Raw genomic sequence first — 24,380 nt, 5'->3', positions numbered from 1 at the left:
GTCATCGGCACCGGCGGCCGACTCCTCTGCCAGGCGATTGATGTGCATATTACAGGGGGTGAGGTTGCTCCAGGTCGAGGCGATGCCCACCTGGGGCTTGCGGAAATCCTCGTCGGTAAAGCCCACCGCTCGCAGCATGGCACGGCTGGCGGACTTGCCAAGTCCATCCACCACGGGGGCGGAGTATCGGCGGCGCTTGTCCTCGGTCATCGGCGTCTCCTTACTGGTCGGAACATCAAAAAAGCCCTGTCCGGCTGAAGCAGCCAGGGAACAGGGCACAGGTCCGATTCAGATTGTCAGAAAAACCGCCTTACAACAACGCTATCAGGCACGAATCAGCGCGTAATCCTTCAGGTTCAGCGACGCCATCTGCCGCGCGTACTGGGTGGCAAAGCCCGGGTACATGGTGGCATTGAAGCCGTCCTCGGTGAGATACCAGCTCTTGCAACCAGAATTCCAGTTGGTCTTTGCCAGTCGCTTCTGGATTTCGCGGTTGTGCCGAGCCTGGATATGAGACTTCACATCCAGCGCCTTGATCTCCAGGGAGCGCAATACCCGTACCGCCTTGAGGATGTACTCAATCTGCGACTCCATATACACCAACGCGGAGTTATGGCCCGGCCCCGAATTGGGACCAAAGGTCATGTGCAGGTTGGGATACCCCGACACATTGATGCTCTTGTAGGCCTGCGCCCCACGCCGCCATTCCTTGCCCAGCTCACGACCACCCACGCCTTTTACCGGGAACGGGGTGCCGGCGTTGCTGACATCAAACCCGGTGGCGAACACAATGCAGTCAAACTGGTGTTCGATACCCTCGGCGGTGCGGATGCCATTTTCACTGATCTTCGCAATCGGCCAGGTAATCAGCTCGCAGTTGTCCTGCTGCAACGCCGGGTAATAATCGCTGGACATCAGCACCCGCTTGCAACCAATGCGAAAATCCGGCTTCAACTGGCGACGCATCCAGGAATCCTTCACCTGACTGTTCAGATGCGCCTCCGCCACCTTCTCCACCACCCGCGTCAGTGGTGAATTCCACACAATGCCCAGCGCCACCGATTCATGCCCCAGGTACAGCGCCTTGCGCACCGCGCTCTGCGCCGTCGGTACCTTGCGGAACAACGCCTTGTTCCAGCCCGGCGTGGCAAAATCCGGCTTCGGCAACACCCAGCCCGGCGTACGCTGGAACACCTTCAGCTTCGCCGCCTGTTTCACCAGTTCCGGAATAATCTGCACCGCACTGGCCCCGGTGCCAATCACCGCCACCCGCTTGCCACTGAAATCGTAATCGTGATCCCAGCGCGCGCTGTGCACCGTGTGGCCCTGGAACGAATCGATGCCCTCAATCTTCGGCAACCCCGGATTCGACAGCGGCCCCTGCGCCATCACCACCGACCGCGCCCGGAAGACTGCACCCGCCGCCGTCGATGCCGTCCAGACACCCTCTTTCTCACTGTACTCCAGCCCGGTGACGTCCTGATTGAACCTCACCATTTGCCGCAGATTGAACGAATCCGCCAGATAGTGAACGTACTTCAGAATCTCCCCACTGCCGGAAAAACTCCGTGACCAGTCCGGATTCGGCGCAAACGAAAACGAATACAGATTCGACGGAATATCACAGGCCGCCCCAGGGTAGGTGTTATCGCGCCAGGTACCGCCAATCTCATCCGCCCGCTCCAGAATCACCAGATCCCGGATGCCATCCTGCTGCAGGCGCAACGCTGTTCCAAGACCGCCAAAGCCGGCCCCGACGATCAACACTTCATGGACATGCACGTCCTGCGTGACCGATTCAGTCGCAGATTTTTGGGTTGCTTTCTTTCGACGTGGAGCCATCTTGGTTTTCTCAACAACAGTCGTCATAACACTCTCTCAATTTCAAACAACAGTATCTGCCAACGCCGTCAGGCCGTCGTGCGCCAGGTCAGACCCTTAACCCAGGTCGGCACCGGCCCAACCATCCGATTTGGGATGTAACCGGTGAGCTTCACCAGCGCATCCACCGGCCGGTGATAGGGGTGCGAACGATTCACCACCATCTTTCCGTGCTGACTGATGATCTGAAACCAGGGGTTACGGCGACCCTCCTCCGTGCGCCCACCGATACGCTCATACTTGTTCATGGCATCGTACAGCCGCTCCTCCTTCAGCCCCATGGCCACAATGTTGTCCCGCATCTTGTTCAACAACGGTGCATAGGCCAGCACCCCAAGAATCAGCTTGGGATTGAACACCGTTCCCACCGTCTTCACCGCCAACTGATGCAGCTTGCCCGCACCCAGCATCTCCATCACATGGAAGTCCACCCCCAGGTGCCGGGACTCATCGTTGTTGATTTTCTCGAACACTTCATGGCACAGGGGATCGTCCACCTCTTCCAGCAGGAACTTCAGCAAAGCCCCGTCCAGGGCAATCTCCAGCATCGGAATCACCGAGCCCAGCACCTCCAGCGGCATGTCATCGCTGTAGCGGTCCAGCCACTCAATGGTCAGCCGCAGGTTGATGTTCGGCTCCGGCAGCTCATCCCCGTCCAGCATGCCCCAGCGGCGCATCAGCGCCATCTCGGCGTTGGCGTGGCGTTGTTCCTCGGCGTGGAACCAGGTGTAAATCTCCCGCAGGGTATCGGTGGGGGCCTTCTTGGCCATGGCCGCAAAGCCACGGGCACCCACGTGTTCGATCCACATCAGATCGGACATGAACGCCTTCAGCTTTGGCCACTGCTCCGGGCTGATTTGCTCCGCGCCCGGCGCGTCCCAGTCAATGTCCGCCAGTGCCCATTGGCTGTCCTTGATCTTCACCAGCATTTTATCGAGATCGATATTCGCCATAGTGTCACTCCCCTTTCACAGTGGGTCATTCAGTGCAGACGGCTCGCGCCGAAACGGTTCATCAGCCCGGTGCCCAGAGCGTAGGTGCGCGGGATCAGGCGTTTGGCGCGCCAGATCATACGGGCATCGAATTGCGGCATGACATAGAGATCGCCCCGGTCCAGCGCCGCCAGGGCATCGTTCACCACCCGCTCGGGGGGCATGCCAAAACGGTCCATCAGGCGATCAAACAGTTTGGAAGACTCGCCCACAATGCGGCCGTTGGCATTGATGTTGGTTTTCACCAGCGTGGGACACAGCGCGGTGACAGAGACCCCAGAGCCGGCCAGCTCTGCCGCCATGGTTTCAGTTAAAGCCAACGCACCGGCCTTGGTAACGTTGTAAGGCCCCATCAAGGGCGCGGCGGAAAAACTCGCGGTGGACGCCACGTTGATGATGCCGCCGCGGCCCAGCTGCTTCAGCTTTGGTGTGAACACATGGCAGCCGTGGATCACGCCCCACAGGTTAATACCCAGGGTCCACTTCCAGTCCGCTATCGAGGTATCACCAACGGGCTTGCCGCCAATGCCTACGCCCGCGTTGTTGATCACCAGGCTGACCGGCTCCGGCAGCACCCGCTCAGCCTCGGCCGCCAGCGCTTCCATCTGGGCGAGCTTGCTGACATCGCACTTGAACGCCCAGGCCTGACCGCCGAGCTGTTCAACCAAAGCGACGGTTTCCTCGGCGGTGGCCAGGTTGATGTCCGAGCACAACACAGCCCCGCCACGGCGAGCGATTTCCAGGGCAAAGGCGCGGCCAATTCCGCTACCGGCACCGGTTACGACCGCAGTGGCACCACGGCTGGGTTTATTGGGCAAACGACTTCCGAACATGAAATACCTACACTTCGATTCACAGTGAATGATGACATCCACAATAAAGCGAACGCTTGTTCGGATTCAATTCGGAAAAATTATGGCCAGAAAACCCAGTCAGCAGCGCGCCAAAGCCACCGTAGACGCCATCATCGAAGCCGGTTTCATTGCCATGGCCGACCGCGGGCCGGCCGCCACAACTACGCGGCAAATCGCTGATATTGCAGGGGTTGGTGTGGGATCCCTCTACGAATATTTCGACAACAAGGAAGCGATATTTGCAGTGATGAGCGAGCGCTTTGTGGCCGACACCATTGCCATGATCCAGCCACTGATTCCGACCATTGTTCGGAAACCGATTCAAGAGGCGGTGCTGGACCTGCTCGCGCATTTCCGGGACTTTCTCCAGGCCGACAACGAGCGCTACCTGAAATGCGCCCGCTATGCCATGGCGCTGGACTTTGAGCAGCACGTGGGGCCGCTGCAGAAAACCCTGTCCGAACTGGTCACCCAGTACCTCATGCACCACCCCGAAACCCTGAAGATCCGCAACATTCCAACCATGAGTTACATCATGATCAACGGCGGCATTTATTCCGTAGTGCGCCACCTTTGCGATCCCGCACCACCGATTTCCTTCGATGAACTCGCCGAGGGGCTGGCGGATATGGTCGGCCATTACACCGAGCGGGAAATGGCCCTGGTTGATACCCAATAAACAGGCGGCGATCAGGCCTATCGGAAATTGCGATTTGCCTTAATCTTGTGCACCCCCTAAGATCGTGCACCCTTTTGGTGCTTCAGGTCTGCTTCAGGAATATGGGACAAAGAAACGAACGACTTCGCTGGCAACTGGTTTCGGGGCTGCTGACTGCCCTGCACCTGGAGCGACTCGCTGAACGTTACAGCCGCAAGTCGGTGATGGCGGGATTCAGCCTGATCAATGGCGGCTTCAGTATTGCACTGGTCTCTTTTATTGCCTTGCTGACCCAGGAGGCGTTTATCTTTCCCTCACTGGGTGCCACGGCGTTTATCCTGTTCCACGTGCCGCTGGCAGAGCCCGCATCACCCCGCAATACGCTCTGCGGTCACCTGATCGGTGCCGTTATGGGGCTGCTCAGCCTGTATGTGTTCGGATTGCAAAGCCAGCCATCGGCGTTTCTGCACGGCGTGGATCTCGCCAGAGTCGGAGCCGCCTCGCTTTCCCTTGGCCTGACCGGTTGCCTGATGGTGCTGTTTCGAGTGGCTCACCCACCAGCGGGTGCCACGGCGTTGATTGTGTCCCTTGGGCTCATGCCCGACCCGGCACAGGTACCGATTCTGATGGCCGGCGTAAGCTTGTTGCTGGTGCATGCCTTCGTGATGAATCGGCTATCCGGCATTCCCTATCCGCTCTGGTCTGCCCGGCCAGCGGCTCCGGTCAAAGAAGCCGCTTCCGAGTCCTGAACGCGAAACCTGCAACCCGGCCGAGTCCGCTACCGATAATCACCGTGCCGCTGCCGATGGTGACGCCGCCGCAAGACACCGCGCTGCCGGTGATCGCGGCCGGAATACCGTTGATCAGCACGGTGCCGGAGCCGGCGGCAATGGCACGGGGGTGAGGAGGGTGTTTGGGTTTGGAGTGCATGGCGAGGGGGTCGCCAACCCGGGCAACTGGTTTACCATCCACCAGTACATCGGGGGAACCTGCAATGACCGGTGTGGGCGGAAAGCCCTGATGCTCTGTTCCGATGTCGCCCAGTAATACGATCGATTTACTCATTTCGTGTCGTCCTTTTCTTCCATGAAAATATGGCATCCAGCCGGGACATCTTATAGGGAACTCGCGGGCAAGCCAATCAGCTGTTACGAGGATCGGTCTGTGCCACCCAGGGCTGGTTCTTCTGGCGATCCCTGAAGGCCAGCAGGCTCTCTACCCCCTCAAAGCTGACCAGACCACGGAAATCCAGCCAGTCGACCAGGCAGTGAAGGCAGATTGCCGGATAGTTCCAGGCTTCAAACTGACCGTCGTCAACCATTGCACAGAGCGTTCGGAGCGTGGTCATGATGCGTTCACGCTGGAGGTTGAAAAACATCACGTCGGCACCGGTATCGAGCCCCGAGCGCTCAGACAACAGCAGTGTGACCGCAGAGTCATTGGCAGCGTCGATCAGTGTCAGCTGATTCTGCTGGTTCCAGGTCAATGGATCACGCCCCTGCTTCGCACTGATATAGCGCGCGATGATTCGGGAATCGTAAATTTCCTGACCGCCGTCCTCCAGCATCGGGATCTTCAGTGCAGGATTGTGGCGGCGGAGTTCATCGCGCCCTGGGCCATAAATGTCCAGGTTGACGAATTCGTAGGGCTCCTCATCCAGCAAGATGCGAATGCGTCGAACGTAAGGCGAAGTTGTCGAACCAATCAGTTTCATGTGTTCTCCTATAATCAATCAGCCAGGTTCCAGCGTAATGTAGCACGACACCCGCCGTAAACGCGGACTCATGGTCTATAGTAGATTGATCTCATGAAACAAGGAGCAAGACCCCAATGAAAACGCTGATTACCTCACTCTCTGCCACCACACTCGCATTGTCACTTGCCAGCACACAGGTACACGCCGAAATGCAGACAGAAACGGTCGAATATGACGTCAACGGCAACACCTATACCGGCTACCTTGCCTGGGATGATGAAACGGAAGGCCAGCGGCCTGGCGTATTGGTCGTCCACGAATGGTGGGGGCACAACGAGTTTGCCCGCACACAGGCGGAACGTCTGGCAAGCGCCGGGTACACCGCGTTCGCACTGGACATGTACGGCGACGGCAAGCTTGCCGAACATCCCGAGGACGCCCAGACATTCATGAAAGAGGCCACCAAGGACCCGGAGGACGTCAAAGCCCGGTTTATGGCGGCGATGGAATTGCTGCAGGAACACGACAGCGTGGATAAAGACCGAATTGCCGCCCAGGGTTACTGTTTCGGGGGCGCAGTGGTGCTGAACATGGCCCGCATGGGTGTTGATCTGGACGGCGTGGTTAGTTATCACGGTGCCCTGGGGAGCCCACTCAAAGCCGAAGCGGGAAAGGTCAGTGCGCGGGTTCAGGTTTACACGGGCGGAGCGGACAAAATGGTGCCTTCGGATCAGGTCGCCGGGTTGGTTAAGGAAATGCAGGATGCCGAAGTGGATCTGACCCTGGTGTCCTTCCCAGGCGTTTTGCACTCCTTTACCAACCCCGCAGCCGACCGCATCGCCAGCGAATTTGATATGCCAGTGGGCTACGACCAGAGTGCTGCAGATAGATCCTGGAACGGTACCATGCGCTTCTACGACGAGATCTTTGCCCAGTAGAAGAATGTCAGGCACAAAAAAAGGCAGCCGAAGCTGCCTTTTTAGCGGTTACCCTCTGTGATTTACAGAGCAGTAACGTTCTCCGCCTGAGGACCTTTCTGGCCCTGGGTAACGGTGAACTCAACTTGCTGGCCTTCTGCCAGAGTTTTGAAACCGCTGCCCTGAATTGCGCTGTAGTGAACAAAAACGTCCGGGCCGCCTTCACGAGTGATAAAACCAAAGCCTTTTGCTTCGTTGAAGAACTTAACAGTACCGGTGGTAGTAGACATACTAAAATTTCCTGAAATCAATCATATTAGCTGCTGCCAAACACCATCGTGGTGCGGGGTCAGCGTTTTACGGAAAAACACAACTCGCGGAATCAGAAACAGGACGGTCACTTAACTGCGGAGGTACGCCTTATTCATGAAATGCTTTACTGAATCTTTCCTACAAAATTGACTCTACTCCTGATCAACGGGATTGCCAAGGGTATTTTCAACAAATTGTGTAGGTGAAGGTACCCATCAACCCCGCAGCAGTCCGAACATGTAAATTCCCAATGCCGTCATAAGGATGGAGCCGATGACATGCGCCAACATCCCGGCGATGGCCATGCTCCATTTTCCTTCCTGAATCGCCGCGAACATTTCCAGGGAAAACGTCGAGAAGGTCGTTAACGCCCCACATAGCCCGGTAATGGCAAACAGCCGCCACTCCGGGGCGAGTGTGCTGCCGTGGGTAAAAAAGCCAATCAGCAACCCTATCAGCCAACCGCCCGCCAGATTGGCGACGAGCGTACCCACGGGAATGGCATGGTAACTGGTGTTGAGCCACAGGCTCAGCGCCCAGCGGAGGTTGGCACCAATCACGGCACCAACGCTCACTGCCACAAAAGACAACCACATATCAGCGGGCTGCCCGATTACGCAGGGTTGTGATCAATCACCGTCTCCTTGTTACGGGCAAACTCGTCAAACGGGAAATCATCCACTGTCAGCATTTCCAACACGACCGTTTCATACTCCCGCATGAACTCGGCCTCTTCGCGAGTGTAAACACCCGCCTCCAGGGCTGCCTCAAAGCGCTCTTCCGGATGCAGCGCGGTCATTGGCAACTCACCTTTCGCATACGCCTTCGTCACCTTACGGTACAGCTGCTCGGCTTTGTCATAATCTTTCAACAGGCCATTGTAGCGTGCCAGGGGATTTTCCACCGAGCCTTCGCCGTCGGTGGTCCAGGTGCTGGTGATCAGCTTGGTGCGGATCGGCGTGTCGGTGGAAACCGCACGAGCCAGTGAACGCGTCAGGTCATCGTGGGGGGCATCCCAGTGACGGCCCAGGGGCAGAGTCACCGCTCGCAGAGCCATGGCAGCCGGACGGTTCGGCAGATTCTGCAGGAACTCATCCATCGCCGTCTCGGTGCGGTGAAGCAGCAGGCTCAGGCTGTATTCCATCAGCTCTTTCTCACCGTCCACTGGCTGGGTCTCGTGCCAGTTCTTCAGCACCATGGACGCCAGATACAGGTTCGACAGCATGTCACCCAGGCGCGCGGAGATCAGTTCGCGCATTTTCAGCTCGCTGCCCAGGGTGGTCATCGCGGCGTCACCGCAGAGACCAAAGGCGGCACTGAAGCGGGCTACCGCCTGTGCGTATTTGCGGCTGGCACTGTCAAACGGTACATCGGCCCGACCAATACCCAGCGCCTGAGTGAAGGCACGGGCAGCGTTGCCGAAGATCAGGCCGGCATGGCCGAAGAACGCATCGTCAAATGCGTCGATGTCGTCGTTGTCTTTGGCGGCCAGTTCTTTCAATACGTAGGGGTGACAGCGAATCGCGCCCTGACCAAAGATCATCAGGCTGCGAGTCATGATGTTGGCACCTTCCACGGTGATGGACACCGCCGCACCGCTGAACCCGATGCCCAGATAGTTGCGCGGCCCAAGCGTGACGGCCTTGCCGCCGTGCACGTCCATGGCGTCGGTCAGAACGTCACGTTGAAATTCGGTCAGGTGGTACTTGAGAATGGCCGATGGCACCGCCGGCTTTTCGCCCTTATCGATCATATTGGCGGTGTGATTGACGGCTGCCTGCGCAATGTAGGTCTTGGCGGCAATACGCGCCAGCGGCTCCTGCACACCTTCCATGTCCGCCACCGGCGTATTGAACTGGCGGCGAATGCGGCTATAGCCACCGGCTGTGCCCACGGAGTAGGCCGCCGCACCAGCAGCACCGGACGGCAGTGTAATGCAGCGCCCAACGGACAGGCATTCCACCAGCATGCGCCAGCCCTCTCCGGCCATGTCCACACCCCCGATGATGTAATCCAACGGGATGAACACATCTTTACCAATGATCGGACCGTTCAGGAAGGGGCTGCCGATCGGGCAATGCCGACGGCCAATTTCCATGCCCTTGGTGTCACGGGGAATCAGCGCACAGGTGATGCCGTAATCCTCTTGATCACCCAGCAGGCCGTCCGGGTCGAACATGCGGAACGCCAGGCCGACAACCGTCGCAATCGGTGCCAGGGTGATCCAGCGTTTTTCGAAATTAAGCCGAATACCCACCACTTCTTTTCCGTCTACTTCCTGTTTACAGACGATACCGGTGTCCGGCAGTGAGGTGGCATCAGAGCCGGCACGCGGACCGGTCAGGCCAAAACAGGGAATCTCACGACCGTCCGCCAGACGTGGCAGATAGTGGTTTTTCTGCTCTTCAGTACCGTATTTGACCAGCAGCTCGCCAGGCCCAAGGGAGTTGGGCACACCCACCGAGACCATCAGCATCTCGTTGGCCGCCAGCTTTTGCAGCACAGCGGTTTGCGCCTTGGCGGAAAACTCAAGACCACCGTATTCCTTCGGAATGATCATGCCGAAGAACTTCTCTTTTTTCAGAAAATCCCACAACGCTTTCGGCAGGTCGGCACGCTCTACGGCGAGGTCCCAGGCATTGCACATGGAGATGGCCTGGGTGCACTGGCTATCGACAAACGCCTGCTCTTCTTCACTCAGGCCGGTGTTGCGGTTGATCAGCAGGTTATGCCAGTCCGGCCGGCCGGTGAAAAGCTCGCCATCCCAACCGACGGTACCGGCCTCCAGGGCCACTTTTTCCGTTTCCGATACTTTCGGCGCCACTTTTTTGAACATAGCAAACACCCGGGGGGTCAGCCAGGTCTTGCGGAAGCCGGGCAGGCCCGCGGCGGCGGTTACTGCAGCACCGATAAACAGTATCAGGGCCAGTGTGCCTGAGGCGAAGATCAAGGAAATCAGACCAACTACGACCATTACGCCAATGGCTGGCTGGGCACCCGATTCACGGCGCATGACCACCAACAGGCCGGCCACGGCAATCAAAAACAGAATGAATGTCATCATAGGTTCTCTCTGTGGTTCTCTCTGTGGTTCTCTCTGTGGTTCTCTCTGTCATCCATGGATTGAATAGTGAAAACTACAATTTGTTACGTTCAACCTACCTGATCAGATGATTCATAGCCAGTAACCACATCATGATCAGGAAGTTACAATCACCCGAATCCCTTCCAGTGCGAGACTGGCCTGCTCAATCGCCGAGCGTGCCGCGGCAAACTGGTCGCGGAAGAACCCGATTTCCTCATCACGAATGGCCGGGTTCACCTTCTTCAACGCGTCCAGGCGGCGGATTTCCGGCTCAAACAGCTGCGTCAACTGCGCCAGTGCTTTCTGCCTGAGCGGCTCCAGATGCGGCTCCGCCAGTCGTTCGGCGTGATCCACCATGGTTTCCACCTGGGGGCGCACCTGGGGCACCACTGACTGGGCGGTGCGACGGCGAATGTTGGAGCACAGGTCATTCAGCCGGTCGTGGGGCAAGGCGGACGACAGGTCGCGACCGTTGACATCCACCAACAACCGTAACGGCGATACCGGCAGGTAACGGGACAACTGCAGTGATTCTGGTGCCGGACAATGCACGGTGAACAGGGCCTCCAATAACAGCGTGCCTGGCGGCAGCGCTTTCACCGACAGGCTGGCCAGAGCCGCCTTACCGAGGCCGGAACTCGCCACTGAGTCCATTACGCCGGTCACCAGCGGATGCTCCCAGCTCATAAACGCCATGTCTTCGCGTTCCAGCGCCTGCTGCCGGCTCCAGGTGACGGTCAGGCCATCTTCGGGCAGTTCGGACACATGCCCGGCGTGGTATTGTTCGCCCGGTTTGAGTACGTCGGCGTGCTCGGAGTGATCTTCGACATCCACGCCCAGGATGTCGAACGCGTCCATCATGTAATTGCGCACATCCGCGGAGCCTTCTTCCTCTTCAATCTGCTGAATCAGGTCCTCTGCCACATCCCGGCGGCAGGAGTTCATCTCGATCAGCGCATCGCGGCCGTTCTGCAGCAGCGTGCGCAGACGGTCCGCTTCTGCTCTGGATTCCACCAGCACCGAGTCCTGCACCGCGCGATCGCCTTCCATCACACGCTGCCAGCTATCCTGCACGGTTTCCTGCACCGCAACACCCACGGAACAGCTTGCTCCGAAGGCGTTAAGCCCCTCGTGGAACCAGCGAAACTGGGCCTCCTGCACGGTTCCTTCGAGATACGGGATGTGAATATCGATGGTCTCGGTCTGGCCAATGCGGTCCAGGCGGCCAATGCGCTGTTCCAGCAGGTCGGGATTGGCCGGCAGATCAAACAGCACCAAGTGGTGGGCAAACTGGAAATTGCGGCCCTCGCTGCCGATTTCCGAACAGATCAGTGCCTGGGCACCCTGTTCGGTGTCGGCAAAATAGGCCGCCGCCCGATCCCGCTCGATCAGGCTCAGGTGTTCGTGGAACGCCGCACTGCGGATACCAGCCCGCAGCTGCAGATAGCGCTCCAGCGCCATGGCGGTACTGGCGTGCGCACAGATCACCACCACTTTCGCCGGCTTCAGGCCCGCCAGGGAAGTTTCCAGCCAGGCGACCCGGGGGTCTTCCGCCAGCCATTCCTCTTCCTCCAGCGCCCGCTCGGGGGTCAGATTGGCAATGCCAAACCGGTGTGACTGATAACTCTCAGGGCACGTCAGAGGAGCCGGCAACGCACGACGCTCCGGGAACCCCTGAATCGCTGCGCGAGTATTGCGGAACAGGACGCGACCGGTGCCATGGCGATCCAGCAGGGCGTCGATGATTGCCTGCTGCGGCTGGGGCGACTGCTCCAAAACCGCCAGCTCATCACCCAGCCAGTGCTCCAGTGCCGCCCGCTCCGCCGAGGCCAGCGGTTCGGCATCATCCTGCAGGCGACGGGCCACATCATTGATGGCTTCGTACTGCTGTTCTTCTTCACGGAAGGCTTCCAGATCGTGGAAGCGGGCCGGGTCCAGCAATCGCAGGCGCGCAAAGTGGCTGGCCACGCCCACCTGTTCCGGGGTCGCCGTCAGCAACAGCAAGCCGCGACTGGCCGCCGACAGGTCTTCCACCAGCTGATATTCCGGGCTGACCTGTTCCGGGCTCCAGGCCAGATGGTGGGCTTCATCCACCACCATCAGGTCCCAGCCGGCCGCAACCGCGTCTTTCTGTGCCTGGGGGCGGCCCATCAGGAAATCCAGACTGCACAGCACCAATTGATCACTCTCGAAGGGATTCTCGGTATGGGCGTCGCCGAACACTTTGTTGACTAACGCATCCACTTCGTCTTCGTTATCGGTCAGCGCGTCGTAGCGGCCCTGATCGATGATGGAGAACCGCAGATTGAAGCGCCGCAGCATTTCCACCAGCCATTGATGAATCAACGAATCCGGCACCACAATCAACGCGCGTTTCGCCCGGCCGGTGTGTAGCTGGTAGTGCAGAATCAGGCCGGCCTCAATGGTCTTGCCCAGACCCACCTCGTCAGCCAGCAGTACCCGCGGCGCGTGGCGGCTGGCCACTTCGTGGGCGATGTATATCTGATGCGCCAGGTGCTGGGTGCGGGCACCAATCAGACCCTGAGCCGAAGACGCCCGCAACCGCTCCTGATGCTGCAGCGTCGCGACACGCAGCCGGAATGCCCCATTGCGATCAAACTGGCCGGCGAACAGGCGTTGATGCGGTGCCGAAAAATTCACGGAACTGCTGAGCTTGACCTCGGAGATCGGCTGAATATCGTCGCCATCATCAGCGTGGTACACCAGCACGCCCCCCAGGTCTTCCACCGCCCGCACGACGTAGCGCTGACCCTCGAAGGTCTCGATGTCCTCGCCAATCTGGTAGATGATGCGGGACAGGGGCGCGTTATCAATGGCATAGGTGCGCTCCTCGTCGGCCGCCGGGAAGCCGAGGGTAACCCGCCGCCCCGAGAGTTCGGTGACGATGCCCAGCCCCAGGCTGGTATCGCTGTGACTGACCCAGCGCTGGCCGATAACAAAATCCGATGCGTCCAAGAAACCTCCGTCGCGTTTCAATGTTCAATTCAGGGTATCTATCAAAAGGGGGTCTTCGCCGGTGCGCTCATTTCAGCGGTTTCAGGTCGGCACCGTTCTCTCGCACCCAGTAGGCCGATGCACCACACACCGCCGCTGGCACCACCACCAGGTTCAACACCGGCACCATGGCCGCCAGGGCCACCGGCAGACCAAAGCCGAAGGCAGACATCCGGGTATCTCCGAGTAACCGGCGCAGGGCCGGAAAGCTCACTTTGTGGTTGTCCGCCGGGTAATCCACGTACTGCAACGCCATCATCCAGCAATTGAAAGCAAACCAGAGCACCGCCGCTACCAGGTTCACCACCGGAATCAGGCCTATGATCAACAGGCCGATGGCCCGTGGCAGGTAGTAAAGAATTTTTTGCACTTCACGCCAAAGCGCGCGGGGGATGTCCCGGATGATCTGGCCCCAGCCATCGTCGGTGCTGACCTCCTGTCCGGTCAGGTGTTTCTCCGTCAGCTCCGCCAGATAGCCGTAGAACGGCGAGCCAATCAGGTTCGCCAAAATGACGAAGCCATAAGCGAGCATTAGCAAAATCACCACGCCGTAGAGAATCCAGAACAGCCAGTCCAGGCTCTGCAACCAGGCCCAATCTGGCAGCCACCCCATGGCCGCGGCGATCATTCCGGCAAACAGCTCTGCCAGAAAATAGAACAGCAGGCCGAACAACAGGACATTGATTATCAGGGGAATAATGACAAACAAACGCAGGCCCGGCTGACGAATCAGCCGGAAACCTTCACCGAGGTAGCCCAGGCCACGAAAAAAGTTTCCCTTCAACATAGGTGGCAATACCTCCGTGTTAATAACAGTGACGGGGCGCAAAGCATACCATGTTGCCCGGTTCACCACAGCCCGGTGAGGCTTCGGATTCCACCAATGACTACCTGAAGCCGCCAAACGCCCATATTGAAAAAGAGTGAGAAAAACGCCCGAAATCGTGTGAGATATTTCCTACAACGCTGTGCGACCTTTCTGAAACATTATGTAATCGGTTCGATTTCAGAACGTAATCGAATACACAAACCATTGTTTTTCAATGTAATTTACAGATAGCCAGATTACGATGACACAAATGAAAGACGCTAGTCACAGGTTTGTCAGACCAGGATTGCTATAGTGGATTGGTCAGGGATGACAGGGAAACGGACGACGCACAGGACGCACCCCGGCAGTGGATGCAGGGAGAGGCAAGGACACATGGACGCCTCGCTTAAAGGATAATTATTCGGATCGCTGGCTCGGACGCCGGCACCATGGAGTGGCTCAAGGAAACGCAACACGGCTGTTGCAGATTTCGCAAGGATGCGACGACCTGTTCCGAAAAGGGTAGCCTCCGGGTTGCCCTTTTTTTTGCGCTACCGGATTCGCTAGCCACCCGAATAGATCCTGACCCGGGAATCCGCCAGCAGGACACGACCGGCCTGAGCCCGGAAAGCCTCAAGCAACGGCCTGTTCTCCGGATCGTACAACACGTCCGCCGCTGTAATCAGCTCCACGGAGCCCGACCGCTCCCGTTTTCCGGCCATAGCCGCCCGCGAGCATAACCGCCCCGTCTTCGTTATACTGCGGCTTCATTTTATTGATCACCCTGACACCCGCATGGCTTCCAGACCCGACACCGACGATTACCTTTCCCTGTTCCTGAACGACGTGCCGATGATGGACGTTCGCGCCCCCATTGAGTTCAGCAAAGGCAGCTTCCCCCTGGCCGAAAACGCGCCCCTGATGAACGACGAGGAGCGTCACCGGGTGGGCATCTGCTACAAGGAAAAAGGCCAGGACCGCGCCATCGAGCTGGGCCATCAACTGGTCAGCGGTGACCTGAAAGCGCAGCGCATTGAAGCCTGGAAGCGCTTTATTGCCCGCCACCCGGATGGTTACCTGTTCTGCTTCCGTGGGGGGTTACGATCCAGACTCACCCAACAGTGGATTCGCGACGCGGGCATTGATTACCCGCTGATTACCGGTGGCTATAAGGCGTTGCGCCGTTTTCTGATAGACAACCTTGAATCCCAGGTTGCCTCCTCCGATTTCCGCATACTCAGTGGCCGCACCGGCACCGGAAAAACCCGGGTACTGCAGCGGCTGCCCAACCCGGTCGACCTGGAGGGCCTGGCCAACCATCGCGGTTCCAGCTTTGGTCGGCAGGTTACGCCACAACCTTCCCAGATCGATTTTGATAACCGGCTGGCGGTGGCCATGCTGAAGGCGACCCATAAGGTGGGCGGCCCGGTCTCTCTCGAGGACGAAAGCCGCCTGGTCGGTCGCTGCGCGTTGCCGGGCACGCTGCGGGAAAAAATGGCAAAAGCGCCGATGATGGTGCTCGAGCAGCCCATGGCGGAGCGCGTCGCCATCATCCGCGAAGATTATGTCGAAAACATGCTGGCCGATTACTGCGCCCGTGACGGCCATGACGCGGGCTGGCAGAATTTCAGCGACTATCTGCTCAGCGCCCTCGACCGCATCCGTAAACGCCTCGGCGGCGACCGCCACCGTGAATTCAGGGAAATGATGGTCCAGGCCCTGGAACTGCAGCAGGACAACGGGGAAACCCGTGGCCACGATGCCTGGATTCAAGCCCTGCTCGAGCATTATTACGACCCGATGTACGACTATCAACTCAACCAGAAAAAGGGACGGATTGTGGTTCAGGGAAGCCCTGCGACCATCGTCGATTGGGCCAATCAATGAATTTATGCGTACTGACTGCGGGATAATTCCTGAATGTGAGTTGCTATAGACCGGTTAATTCGCTTTCATTTATTAACCACGTGTTCAGGGCCACGAACCTGAAAAGCTGACGAAGAACAAGGAGTCATCCGATGGAAGAATTTTTTGCAGAGAACGGGCAGGCGTCCGAACTCGTCGAACAGGCGATCACCCTGGTCATGAACTACACCCCCAAGGTCGTTCTCGCCATCGTCACCCTGATTGTCGGCCTCTGGCTGATCAACCGGTTTGTCGGAGCACTTGATAAAAAGCTTGGCGAGAAAGACCCGACACTGAGCAAGTTCCTGGGCGGCCTGATTGGTGCCATTCTCAAGATCATGCTGCTGATATCCGCAGCCTCGATGATCGGCATTGCCACCACGTCGTTCATTGCGGTGATTGGTGCCGCAGGCCTGGCGATTGGTCTGGCGCTGCAGGGCAGCCTGGCAAACTTTGCCGGTGGCGTGCTGATCCTGATTTTCAAACCCTTCAAGGTCGGCGACACCATTGAGGCCCAGGGCTTTCTTGGGGCAGTCGCCGAAATCAGCATCCTTTATACCGTGGTGAACACCTTTGACAACCGCCGGATCGTGATTCCCAACGGCAGCCTGTCCAACGCTACTCTGATCAACGTCAGCATTTACGACAAGCGCCGCTGCGACATGACGTTTGGCATCGGTTACGACGACGACATCGACACAGCCAAGGCCGTCTGCCAGCGTCTGTTTGAAGAAGACGAACGCTCACTGATGGACCCACCCCCAAGAATCTGCGTTGGCGGGCTGGGCGACAATTCCGTCAATATCATGTTCCGGGCCTGGGTAGCCACTGACGACCTGTGGCCGTATTACTGGGACATGCAGGAGAAAGTAAAGAAGGCGTTCGATGCCGAAGGCATTTCCATCCCATTCCCCCAGCGCGATGTGCACCTGTACAGCCACGCTGCGGAATCGGGACCAGCGTCGCAGTAATTTCTTCGGGCATTCGCATTCTGCGGAACCTCAACTAAGCTGACGTTAACGGTGTCCACACCCAGTCCGGTGTGGGTGCCTAGCCATTGGGGCCAGGCCTATAACAATCAGCGGCCCCAGTCTTGCTGTCATTGCTGGTAGGAGGCTGTCACTATGCCGGTACAGCAGTTAACGGAGTTTCTTGACCACGCAGGCGTTGAGTACATGTGCCTGTCCCACCCCCCCGCGTTTACTGCTCAGGAACTGGCCCATCACGTCAAGATTGCCGGTGACCGGGTGGTGAAAACCGTCATCCTCGAGCTTGACGGCAAAATGACCATGCTGGTCATGCCTGCCACCTGGCGCATCCGCTGGGACCGCCTCTCACAGATTCTCGATACCGACTTTGTCGACCTGGCCGATGAACAGGAATTTCAGGACCGCTTCCCGAACTGCGAAGCCGGTGCCATGCCGCCGTTCGGGAACCTGTTCGACATGTCGGTGTTCTGCGCCGAGGCCCTGACCGAACAGCCGGAACTGGCATTCGCCGCAGGCAGCCATACCGAGTCGGTGCATATGAAAACCGCCGATTTCCTGAGCCTGGTGCAGCCCATGGTGTTGAGCCAGGGATTTATGAAACCTGGTGCGCGCAAACCGGCGTGGCTCACAAAATGCCGCCCGCGGCCCGCTGCGCTCGGCGAACCCAGAGTGGCGGACCTCGCCGGATACTGACAGACCACTTCGGCGACGCCGGGCCGGGTTCGAGTTGCTTGTCTGAAATCGTCCATCGCGTAAACTGGTGGCTTCAGACAGGAACCCGTTATGACTCACGCTTTTGACATCGTTGTAGCCGGTGGCGGCATGGTCGGCGCAGCCGTGGCCACCGGGCTTGGCCAGAGCGGCTTCCGCGTCGCGCTCGTTGACAAAGCCGGCGCACCGACGTTTGATCCCGCCACCCCTCCGGATATCCGCGTCTCCGCCCTCAGCGCGGGCAGTGAACGTTATCTTCAACAATTGGGGGCATGGTCAGCAATCCTGGCCATGGGCACCACGGTCTATCGCCGCCTCGCGGTCTGGGATCAGGCAACCCATCCGCTGAGCAAGCTGATTCCCCGCAGGCTGGGCGAAGTCGTCTTTGACGCTGCGAGCCTTTCCGCACCCCACCTCGGCCACATCGTCGAAAACCGGGTGACCCAGCAAGCCCTCTGGCAGTGCGCGAACGAACAGCCCACGGTGACGACGCTCTCCGGCAACGGCGTTATCGCGCTGAATAATGGCCCAGAACAGGCCATCGTCACGCTCGAAGACGGCAGCGAATTGAGCTGTCAGTTAGTGATCGGGGCAGACGGTGCGCAGTCCCGCCTGCGAGAGCTGGCGGGCATCGGTATCAGCCGGGATCAGTACGCTCAACAAGCCATGGTGATCTCGGTTCGTTATCGGGGGCCAGTGGAGGACATCACCTGGCAGGGATTCCATCCCAGCGGGCCCCGAGCCTTCCTGCCGCTGCACAGCGCCGGCGACGGTTATCCAGGTGAAAGCTGGGCGTCTCTGGTCTGGTACGACTCACCCACAGAGCTTGCCCGGCTGAAGCAGCTGGACAAGGATGCTCTGCTGAGGGAGATCCAGACGCAGTTTCCCGAGGACCTGCCCACGCTGACTCATGTCGAGGCACGCGCCAGCTTTCCCATCGCGCGGCAACACGCCCATCATTACCACCATGGCCGGGTGGTGCTGATCGGCGATGCCGCCCATACCATCAACCCGCTGGCGGGACAGGGTGTCAATCTCGGCTTCCAGGACGCCGCTTGCCTGCAGTCGATGATCCGCGAAGCCCAACGAGCAGGCAGCGACCTCGCCGATGCCCAATGGCTGGCGCGCTACGAGCAGCAACGGCGTCCCGCCAACCGCCGTATGATGCTGGCAATGGATGCGTTCTACCATCTCTTCAGTAACCGGATACCGCCGGTTCATTTGCTGCGCAACCTGGGTCTCGGTGCTGCCCGCGCCCTGCCCTTCGCCCGCAATCAGGTCGCCCGCTACGCCATGGGGCTCGATGAAAAACCACCCTCAAGGAGCCATCATGTCTGAGACGATTTTCACCAAGATCATCAACCGCGAAATCCCCGCGGACATCCTCTACGAAGACGACATCAGCCTGGCGTTCAGTGACATCAACCCTCAGGCACCGGTGCATTTTCTGGTGATCCCGAAAAAGCCCATTGCGACGATTAATGACCTCACGGAAGCTGATCGTGAGCTGGTCGGGCATTTGTACATGGTGGCGGCACAGATCGCCCGGGAAAAGGGGTTCGCCGATGATGGCTACCGGGTGGTGATGAACTGCGGCGAAAATGGCGGGCAGACGGTGTACCACATACACCTGCATGTGCTGGCCGGCAAGCCTCTGGGTTGGCCGCCTTATACTGATCGAATGAAGCAGGCCTGATTAGTTGCCTCAGGACTAATTCCGGCGTTCGGAAGTTTTACCTTGGGGGGAGGCAAGCGGGTCGGTCTTTCTGTTTGGGACACGCTCAAGGCATCCATGCGCGCTTAGCTTTCGCCATCCATGGCGAAAGATAGTCCCAAACAGAAAGACCGACCCGCTTGCTCGTAGCTTGGTGCCAATGCCCCACCACACACTGGCCCTCCCACCAAACAACCAGGCTACAGAGCCCAAAAAAACCAACTCACCGGCCAACGACCTTCTCAGCCTCTTCCACCGGCGTATGGCGAACGTCCTCGCCCTTGACCATGAAAATCACATTTTCAGCGATGTTGCAGGCGTGATCACCCACCCGTTCCAGAGCACGCAGCACCCACATCACCGACATGCAGCGCGTGATGTTGCGGGTGTCTTCCATCATGAAAGTCAGCAGCGTACGCGTGGCCGCCTGGTATTCCTCATCAACGCGCTTGTCTTCTTTCATGATTCGCAGTGCCTGTTGTGAATCCAGGCGAGCAAACGCATCCAACGCATCGCGCAACATGGTCAGTACATGGTTGCCGATGTGGCGCACCTCCACATAGCCCCGTGGAGCCTGGCCTTCCTCGCTGAGCTTGATCGCGAACTTGGCGATTTTCTTCGCCTCATCCCCGACTCGCTCCAGGTCCGCGACCATTTTGATCACCGAAATCACCAGGCGCAGGTCCCGGGCCGTCGGTTGACGACGGGCAATGATCAGCGTCGCCTCTTCGTCAATCTCGACCTCCATCCGGTCAACTTTCTTGTCGCCGGCGCGTACTTCGTCGGCCAGGTGGCCATCGTTATCCACCAATGCCTGGATGGCCTGGTCCACCTGAGCCTCCACCATACCGCCCATTTTCAGGAACTCGGTCTTGAGATCCATCAGCTCATCGTTGAACTTGCGCGATATATGGTCGCCGTAAACATCGTCCTGTTTATCTGGCATAGCTATGTTCTCCAATGTTCAGCCGAACCGGGGTTAGCCGAAGCGCCCGGTAATGTAAGATTCTGTGAGCTCATGCTCCGGTGAGGTGAAAACCTTGTCCGTTTCGTTAACTTCCACCAGATGCCCCAGGTGGAAGTAAGCGGTGCGGTTAGACACCCTCGCGGCCTGCTGCATGGAGTGGGTAACGATCACGATGGTATAGCTCTCGGACATCTCGGCGATCAGCTCTTCCACACGGGCCGTCGCGATCGGGTCCAGTGCCGAGCAGGGCTCGTCCATCAGGATCACTTCCGGGCTCACCGCGATAGCGCGGGCGATGCACAGGCGCTGCTGCTGGCCGCCGGACATGCCGGTTGCGGTGGCATCGAGGCGGTCCTTGACCTCATTCCAGAGGCCAGCCTTGCGCAGGCTGTTCTCGACGATCTCGTCCAGATCGACTTTGCGATTGGCCAGGCCGTGAATTTTCGGGCCATAAGCGACGTTGTCGTAGATCGACTTCGGGAACGGGTTGGGCTTCTGGAAGACCATGCCTACCCGGGCACGGAGTTCCACCACGTCCCGTTTCGAGGCGTAGATATCCTCATCGTCCAGCATCAACTGGCCCTTGATCCGGCAGATCTCAATGCTGTCGTTCATCCGGTTCAGACACCGCAGGAAGGTCGATTTACCGCAACCGGACGGGCCGATAAACGAAATAACCTCATTGCGGGCAATGTCCAGGCTGATGTCCTTAATGGCCCGGTCATTGCCGTAGGACACATCCACGTTACGCAGTTTGTACTTCGGATCGTCCGCAAACGGTTTACCAACGGTTTTGCCTTCCTCAATCACCGTATCTTCGGGCTTGTCCTCTGCCACTGCGGCCATAGCTTCGTTTTCCTGTCGCACATCGGTTTCCGCTGCAATACTGGGGTTCATCGTGTTCATGTCTATCTCCTCACCAGCGGCGTTCCAGCCGCTTACGCAGCCAGATCGCCAAGGCATTCATACTCATCAGGAAGGCCAACAACACCATAATGGCGGCCGACGCGCGTTCAATAAAGCCTGACTCGGGGCTGCCCGCCCACAGGAACACCTGCACAGGCAACGCCGTAGCGCCATCAAAAAAGCCATCTGGAATTTCGACAACAAAAGCCACCATGCCGATCAGCAGCAGTGGCGCTGTCTCACCCAGAGCCTGGGCCATGCCAATGATCGAGCCGGTCAACATGCCGGGCATCGCCAGTGGCAGCACATGGTGCAGCACCACCTGCATCTTGGAAGCACCCACACCTTCTGCGGCTTGCCGTATTGACGGTGGCACGCTTTTGATCGCAGCGCGACTGGAAATAATGATGGTTGGCAGGGTCATCAGGGTCAGCACCAGGCCACCGACGAACGGTGCCGAGCGGGGCATGCCAAACAGGTTGATGAACACCGCCAGGCCAAGCAGACCGAAGATAATGGAAGGCACCGCCGCCAGGTTGTTGATGTTCACCTCAATAAAATCGGTGAACTTGTTCTTGGGTGCGAATTCTTCCAGATAGATCGCGGCCGCCACGCCGATGGGGAACGACAGCGCCAGGGTCACAAACATGACCAGCAATGACCCGACAATCGCACCCAGCACACCGGCCCGGGCCGGATCACGGGAATCCCCGCTGGTAAAGAAGACGTCGTTGAAGCGGGTTTCTATAATGCCCCGCTGCTCCAGTTCATCCACCCACTCCCGCTGCTGCTCGCTCAGCTTGATGGAATAGGCATCATCATCCTTGTGTTTTACATACACATCCACGTCGCTGTTAGCGAGGAAGGTGATGGTCTGGGTGGTACCCATCCACTGAGGGCTGGCCACCAGTTCGTCGCGAAGCTGGTTCGACGAATAGGCGTTGACCAGCCCGCGCAGTTGATCCCGGTCATCTACCGTCGCATCCGGAAGCATCTCCGCCAAACTGACAATCAACGGCTCAACAAAGTCCGCCATGCGCACTTCATCAGAGTTGGTCGGGTCCTCGAGATACATCGCCTCGGAGTCCATTTCGACATCCAGGGTGATGGTTGTTTTCAGAAAACCGGTGTGGCCTTTGCCAATGATGTCTGCAAACAACACCACCAACGCGGCAAGGGCAAGCGCAATGGCCAGAATGCCGTAGGCCCGGAAGCGGCGCTCCTTGCGGTAACGCCCTTTGAGCGACCGGCGGACAATTTCCGCCTGTTCGGTTTGATTACTCATACTGTTCCCGATATTTGCGGACAATCTTGAGGGCAAGCACGTTCAGCAGCAGGGTCACGATGAAGAGCATCGCGCCCAGAGCAAACGCAGCCAGTGTCTTGGGACTGTCGAACTCCTGGTCACCGACCAGCAGGGTAGCAATCTGTACCGTCACGGTAGTGACCGACTCCAGCGGATTGGCGGTCAGGTTGGCCGCCAGGCCTGCAGCCATGACCACGATCATGGTCTCCCCGATCGCCCGGGAGGCCGCCAGCAATATGCCGCCCATGATGCCCGGCAAAGCCGCCGGAAAAATCACCTTTTTCATGGTCTCGGACTGGGTGGCACCCAATGCCAGCGAGCCGTCCCGCAGGGTCTGGGGCACCGCATTGATCACATCATCGGACAGCGAAGATACGAAAGGAATGATCATGATCCCCATCACCAGGCCAGCCGCCAACGCGCTCTGGGAGGAGGCGCCCACACCGAGGGAATCGGCAAAATCCGCGATAAAGGGCGCAACGGTCAACGCCGCGAAAAAACCGTAAACCACAGTGGGCACGCCCGCCAGCATTTCCATCGCTGGCTTCACCAGACCGCGGACCCGCGTGTTGGCGTATTCCGACAGATAGATGGCAGACAACAAACCAACCGGAACCGCCACCACTAGGGCGATGGCGGAGATCAGCAGCGTGCCGGTAAACAGCGGGATCATGCCGAAAGCGCCATCCGAACCGACCTGATCGGCCCTCAGCGCCACCTGGGGGCTCCAGCTGGTGCCGAAAAAGAAATCAACAAACGAGACCATGCCGAAAAAGCGGATGGTCTCGAAAATAACCGAGAAGACGATGCCAATGGTCGTCAGAATTGCCACCCCTGCGCAGGCAAACATGATCCACCGGAGGGTCTTTTCTACCTGCTCTCTGGCATTGAGCCTGGGTTGTATCCGGTACCAACCGACAAAACCGGCAAGACCGGCAATCGAAAGCACCAGCAGCGTCATGTAATTACCGCTGTTGTCCCGCAGATTGGTCAGCAGGGCAGCGGCATTGGTCAGTGGCTGCTCAACGGAATCCGACGACAAGGCACCACTGGCGATATTGCTGATGCGGGACATCATCAGGCTGGCCTCGCCGACGGATTTCGGGACCATCTCGGGGCCCAGTGATCCGAGAACGAGCAACTGTATGACCTGACCCTCAAACGATACCCAGAGGGCCAGAACAATCAGTGCCGGAATGCCGCACCACATGGCGGCACGAACACCGTAATATCCGGGCAGTGACTTGAGATGACGAATGCCCCCCATGGGTGCAGCAAGGGCCCTTGACCGAAAATAGCCCAGCGCGTAAGCCACACCTATCAGCGCCAGGGTTAAGAAAAACAGATTCGCGGGTTGCATGGTATTTCCTGTCTGCGACTTCGGAATAGCTGCGAATTCTACGCTTGGCAAGCGCCGGGTTCACGCCTGCTTTCCTGAAACAACTAAGGGTGCGGGCCTGTTTAATGGCCCACACCCTCTTTTACTGCCTGAACCTGTGTTACTGGAGCTCACTCATTTCCAGGTTAGGCATTCCGTCCAGCTTCTTCTGCAGAGCCATCAGGCGGTCACGGGTCGGTACGATAAGACCAACGTCCTTCAGGTAGCCGTTAGGGCCCATCGCACCCGGGCTGAGAAACTCGGCCGCGTATTCCGCGATGCT

At 58.5% G+C, this 24,380-nt stretch carries 22 protein-coding genes and 2 pseudogenes; 8 read left to right on the top strand and 16 right to left on the bottom strand.

Annotation, left to right across the window (positions count from 1 at the left end):
* From WD429_RS05125 to WD429_RS05110, 4 genes and pseudogenes are all read right to left on the bottom strand, one after another.
* Nucleotides 1-210 (bottom strand): annotated as a pseudogene (locus WD429_RS05125) (dihydroxy-acid dehydratase); the annotation flags it as partial.
* Between the two features lie 114 nt (nucleotides 211-324).
* Nucleotides 325-1,869: a flavin-containing monooxygenase gene (locus tag WD429_RS05120; protein ID WP_368421097.1), complete on the bottom strand. Its 1,545-nt coding sequence runs from the start codon at nucleotides 1,867-1,869 to the stop codon at nucleotides 325-327.
* Nucleotides 1,870-1,910: 41 nt separating this feature from the next.
* Complete coding sequence (locus WD429_RS05115) at nucleotides 1,911-2,834, bottom strand: ferritin-like domain-containing protein (RefSeq protein WP_368421096.1); 924 nt, start codon at nucleotides 2,832-2,834, stop codon at nucleotides 1,911-1,913.
* Between the two features lie 29 nt (nucleotides 2,835-2,863).
* Entirely contained in the window at nucleotides 2,864-3,691 is an 828-nt protein-coding gene (locus tag WD429_RS05110; RefSeq protein WP_368421095.1) for an SDR family NAD(P)-dependent oxidoreductase, read from the bottom strand.
* A 97-nt stretch (nucleotides 3,692-3,788) separates the two neighbouring features.
* Here WD429_RS05110 and WD429_RS05105 point away from each other — a divergent pair, with 97 nt between their 5' ends.
* Together WD429_RS05105 and WD429_RS05100 are read left to right on the top strand one after the other, a co-directional pair.
* Complete coding sequence (locus tag WD429_RS05105) at nucleotides 3,789-4,406, top strand: TetR/AcrR family transcriptional regulator (RefSeq protein ID WP_368421094.1); 618 nt, start codon at nucleotides 3,789-3,791, stop codon at nucleotides 4,404-4,406.
* 101 nt (nucleotides 4,407-4,507) lie between these two features.
* Nucleotides 4,508-5,134: an HPP family protein gene (locus tag WD429_RS05100; RefSeq protein WP_368421093.1), complete on the top strand. Its 627-nt coding sequence runs from the start codon at nucleotides 4,508-4,510 to the stop codon at nucleotides 5,132-5,134.
* Here WD429_RS05100 and WD429_RS05095 read toward each other — a convergent pair.
* Nucleotides 5,109-5,450 (bottom strand): type VI secretion system PAAR protein, encoded by a 342-nt coding sequence (locus tag WD429_RS05095; protein WP_368421092.1) that lies wholly within the window; start codon nucleotides 5,448-5,450, stop codon nucleotides 5,109-5,111. The two genes, WD429_RS05100 and WD429_RS05095, sit on opposite strands and share 26 nt — an antisense overlap.
* A gap of 76 nt (nucleotides 5,451-5,526) precedes the next feature.
* Nucleotides 5,527-6,099 (bottom strand): glutathione S-transferase family protein, encoded by a 573-nt coding sequence (locus tag WD429_RS05090; protein ID WP_368421091.1) that lies wholly within the window; start codon nucleotides 6,097-6,099, stop codon nucleotides 5,527-5,529.
* Between the two features lie 116 nt (nucleotides 6,100-6,215).
* Between WD429_RS05090 and WD429_RS05085 the strand changes: the two genes are divergently transcribed.
* The gene (locus WD429_RS05085) at nucleotides 6,216-7,019 is read left to right on the top strand and encodes a dienelactone hydrolase family protein (protein WP_368421090.1); all 804 of its coding nucleotides are present in this window, start codon (nucleotides 6,216-6,218) and stop codon (nucleotides 7,017-7,019) included.
* 62 nt (nucleotides 7,020-7,081) lie between these two features.
* Here WD429_RS05085 and WD429_RS05080 read toward each other — a convergent pair whose 3' ends face one another.
* From WD429_RS05080 to WD429_RS05055, 6 genes and pseudogenes are all read right to left on the bottom strand, one after another.
* Complete coding sequence (locus tag WD429_RS05080; protein ID WP_041340064.1) at nucleotides 7,082-7,288, bottom strand: cold-shock protein; 207 nt, start codon at nucleotides 7,286-7,288, stop codon at nucleotides 7,082-7,084.
* Between the two features lie 237 nt (nucleotides 7,289-7,525).
* On the bottom strand, nucleotides 7,526-7,906 hold the full coding sequence (gene crcB / locus WD429_RS05075) for a fluoride efflux transporter CrcB (protein WP_368421089.1): 381 nt from the start codon (nucleotides 7,904-7,906) through the stop codon (nucleotides 7,526-7,528).
* A 17-nt stretch (nucleotides 7,907-7,923) separates the two neighbouring features.
* Nucleotides 7,924-10,371, bottom strand: a complete 2,448-nt coding sequence (locus WD429_RS05070) for an acyl-CoA dehydrogenase (protein ID WP_368421111.1) — start codon at nucleotides 10,369-10,371, stop codon at nucleotides 7,924-7,926.
* Nucleotides 10,372-10,509: 138 nt separating this feature from the next.
* Nucleotides 10,510-13,371, bottom strand: coding sequence for an RNA polymerase-associated protein RapA (gene rapA, locus WD429_RS05065; RefSeq protein ID WP_368421088.1), 2,862 nt, complete (start codon nucleotides 13,369-13,371; stop codon nucleotides 10,510-10,512).
* A gap of 67 nt (nucleotides 13,372-13,438) precedes the next feature.
* Entirely contained in the window at nucleotides 13,439-14,197 is a 759-nt protein-coding gene (gene cysZ, locus WD429_RS05060; protein WP_368421087.1) for a sulfate transporter CysZ, read from the bottom strand.
* Between the two features lie 605 nt (nucleotides 14,198-14,802).
* Nucleotides 14,803-14,913 (bottom strand): annotated as a pseudogene (locus WD429_RS05055) (methyltransferase type 12); the annotation flags it as partial.
* Between the two features lie 103 nt (nucleotides 14,914-15,016).
* Here WD429_RS05055 and mnmH point away from each other — a divergent pair.
* The 5 genes from mnmH (at nucleotide 15,017) to WD429_RS05030 (ending at nucleotide 19,522) form a co-directional block, all read left to right on the top strand.
* Complete coding sequence (mnmH, locus tag WD429_RS05050) at nucleotides 15,017-16,108, top strand: tRNA 2-selenouridine(34) synthase MnmH (RefSeq protein WP_368421086.1); 1,092 nt, start codon at nucleotides 15,017-15,019, stop codon at nucleotides 16,106-16,108.
* Between the two features lie 131 nt (nucleotides 16,109-16,239).
* Nucleotides 16,240-17,097, top strand: coding sequence for a mechanosensitive ion channel family protein (locus tag WD429_RS05045; protein WP_368421085.1), 858 nt, complete (start codon nucleotides 16,240-16,242; stop codon nucleotides 17,095-17,097).
* A 153-nt stretch (nucleotides 17,098-17,250) separates the two neighbouring features.
* Nucleotides 17,251-17,808 (top strand): aminoacyl-tRNA deacylase, encoded by a 558-nt coding sequence (locus tag WD429_RS05040; RefSeq protein WP_368421084.1) that lies wholly within the window; start codon nucleotides 17,251-17,253, stop codon nucleotides 17,806-17,808.
* Nucleotides 17,809-17,898: 90 nt separating this feature from the next.
* Entirely contained in the window at nucleotides 17,899-19,164 is a 1,266-nt protein-coding gene (locus WD429_RS05035) for an FAD-dependent monooxygenase (RefSeq protein WP_368421083.1), read from the top strand.
* A complete protein-coding gene (locus WD429_RS05030) occupies nucleotides 19,157-19,522 on the top strand; it encodes a histidine triad nucleotide-binding protein (RefSeq protein WP_368421082.1) in 366 nt (121 codons plus the stop codon). The genes WD429_RS05035 and WD429_RS05030 overlap by 8 nt, the downstream gene beginning before the upstream one ends.
* A 241-nt stretch (nucleotides 19,523-19,763) precedes the next feature.
* Here WD429_RS05030 and phoU read toward each other — a convergent pair whose 3' ends face one another.
* Genes phoU through pstC form a run of 4 tightly spaced genes read right to left on the bottom strand, consistent with a single transcriptional unit; the run spans nucleotide 19,764 to nucleotide 24,079 of the window.
* Nucleotides 19,764-20,486: a phosphate signaling complex protein PhoU gene (phoU, locus tag WD429_RS05025; RefSeq protein WP_368421081.1), complete on the bottom strand. Its 723-nt coding sequence runs from the start codon at nucleotides 20,484-20,486 to the stop codon at nucleotides 19,764-19,766.
* Between the two features lie 33 nt (nucleotides 20,487-20,519).
* The gene (gene pstB, locus WD429_RS05020; RefSeq protein WP_368421080.1) at nucleotides 20,520-21,413 is read right to left on the bottom strand and encodes a phosphate ABC transporter ATP-binding protein PstB; all 894 of its coding nucleotides are present in this window, start codon (nucleotides 21,411-21,413) and stop codon (nucleotides 20,520-20,522) included.
* A gap of 10 nt (nucleotides 21,414-21,423) precedes the next feature.
* Nucleotides 21,424-22,698: a phosphate ABC transporter permease PstA gene (gene pstA / locus WD429_RS05015; RefSeq protein ID WP_368421079.1), complete on the bottom strand. Its 1,275-nt coding sequence runs from the start codon at nucleotides 22,696-22,698 to the stop codon at nucleotides 21,424-21,426.
* The gene (pstC, locus tag WD429_RS05010; RefSeq protein WP_368421078.1) at nucleotides 22,691-24,079 is read right to left on the bottom strand and encodes a phosphate ABC transporter permease subunit PstC; all 1,389 of its coding nucleotides are present in this window, start codon (nucleotides 24,077-24,079) and stop codon (nucleotides 22,691-22,693) included. The genes pstA and pstC overlap by 8 nt, the downstream gene beginning before the upstream one ends.
* Nucleotides 24,080-24,380: the final 301 nt, after the last annotated feature.

Origin of the sequence: Marinobacter sp. (genome assembly GCF_040904845.1) — a bacterium.
Classification (GTDB): Bacteria; Pseudomonadota; Gammaproteobacteria; order Pseudomonadales; family Oleiphilaceae; genus Marinobacter.
Note: the sequence above shows the minus strand (reverse complement) of the source record. Positions and strands in the feature narration are given on the sequence as shown.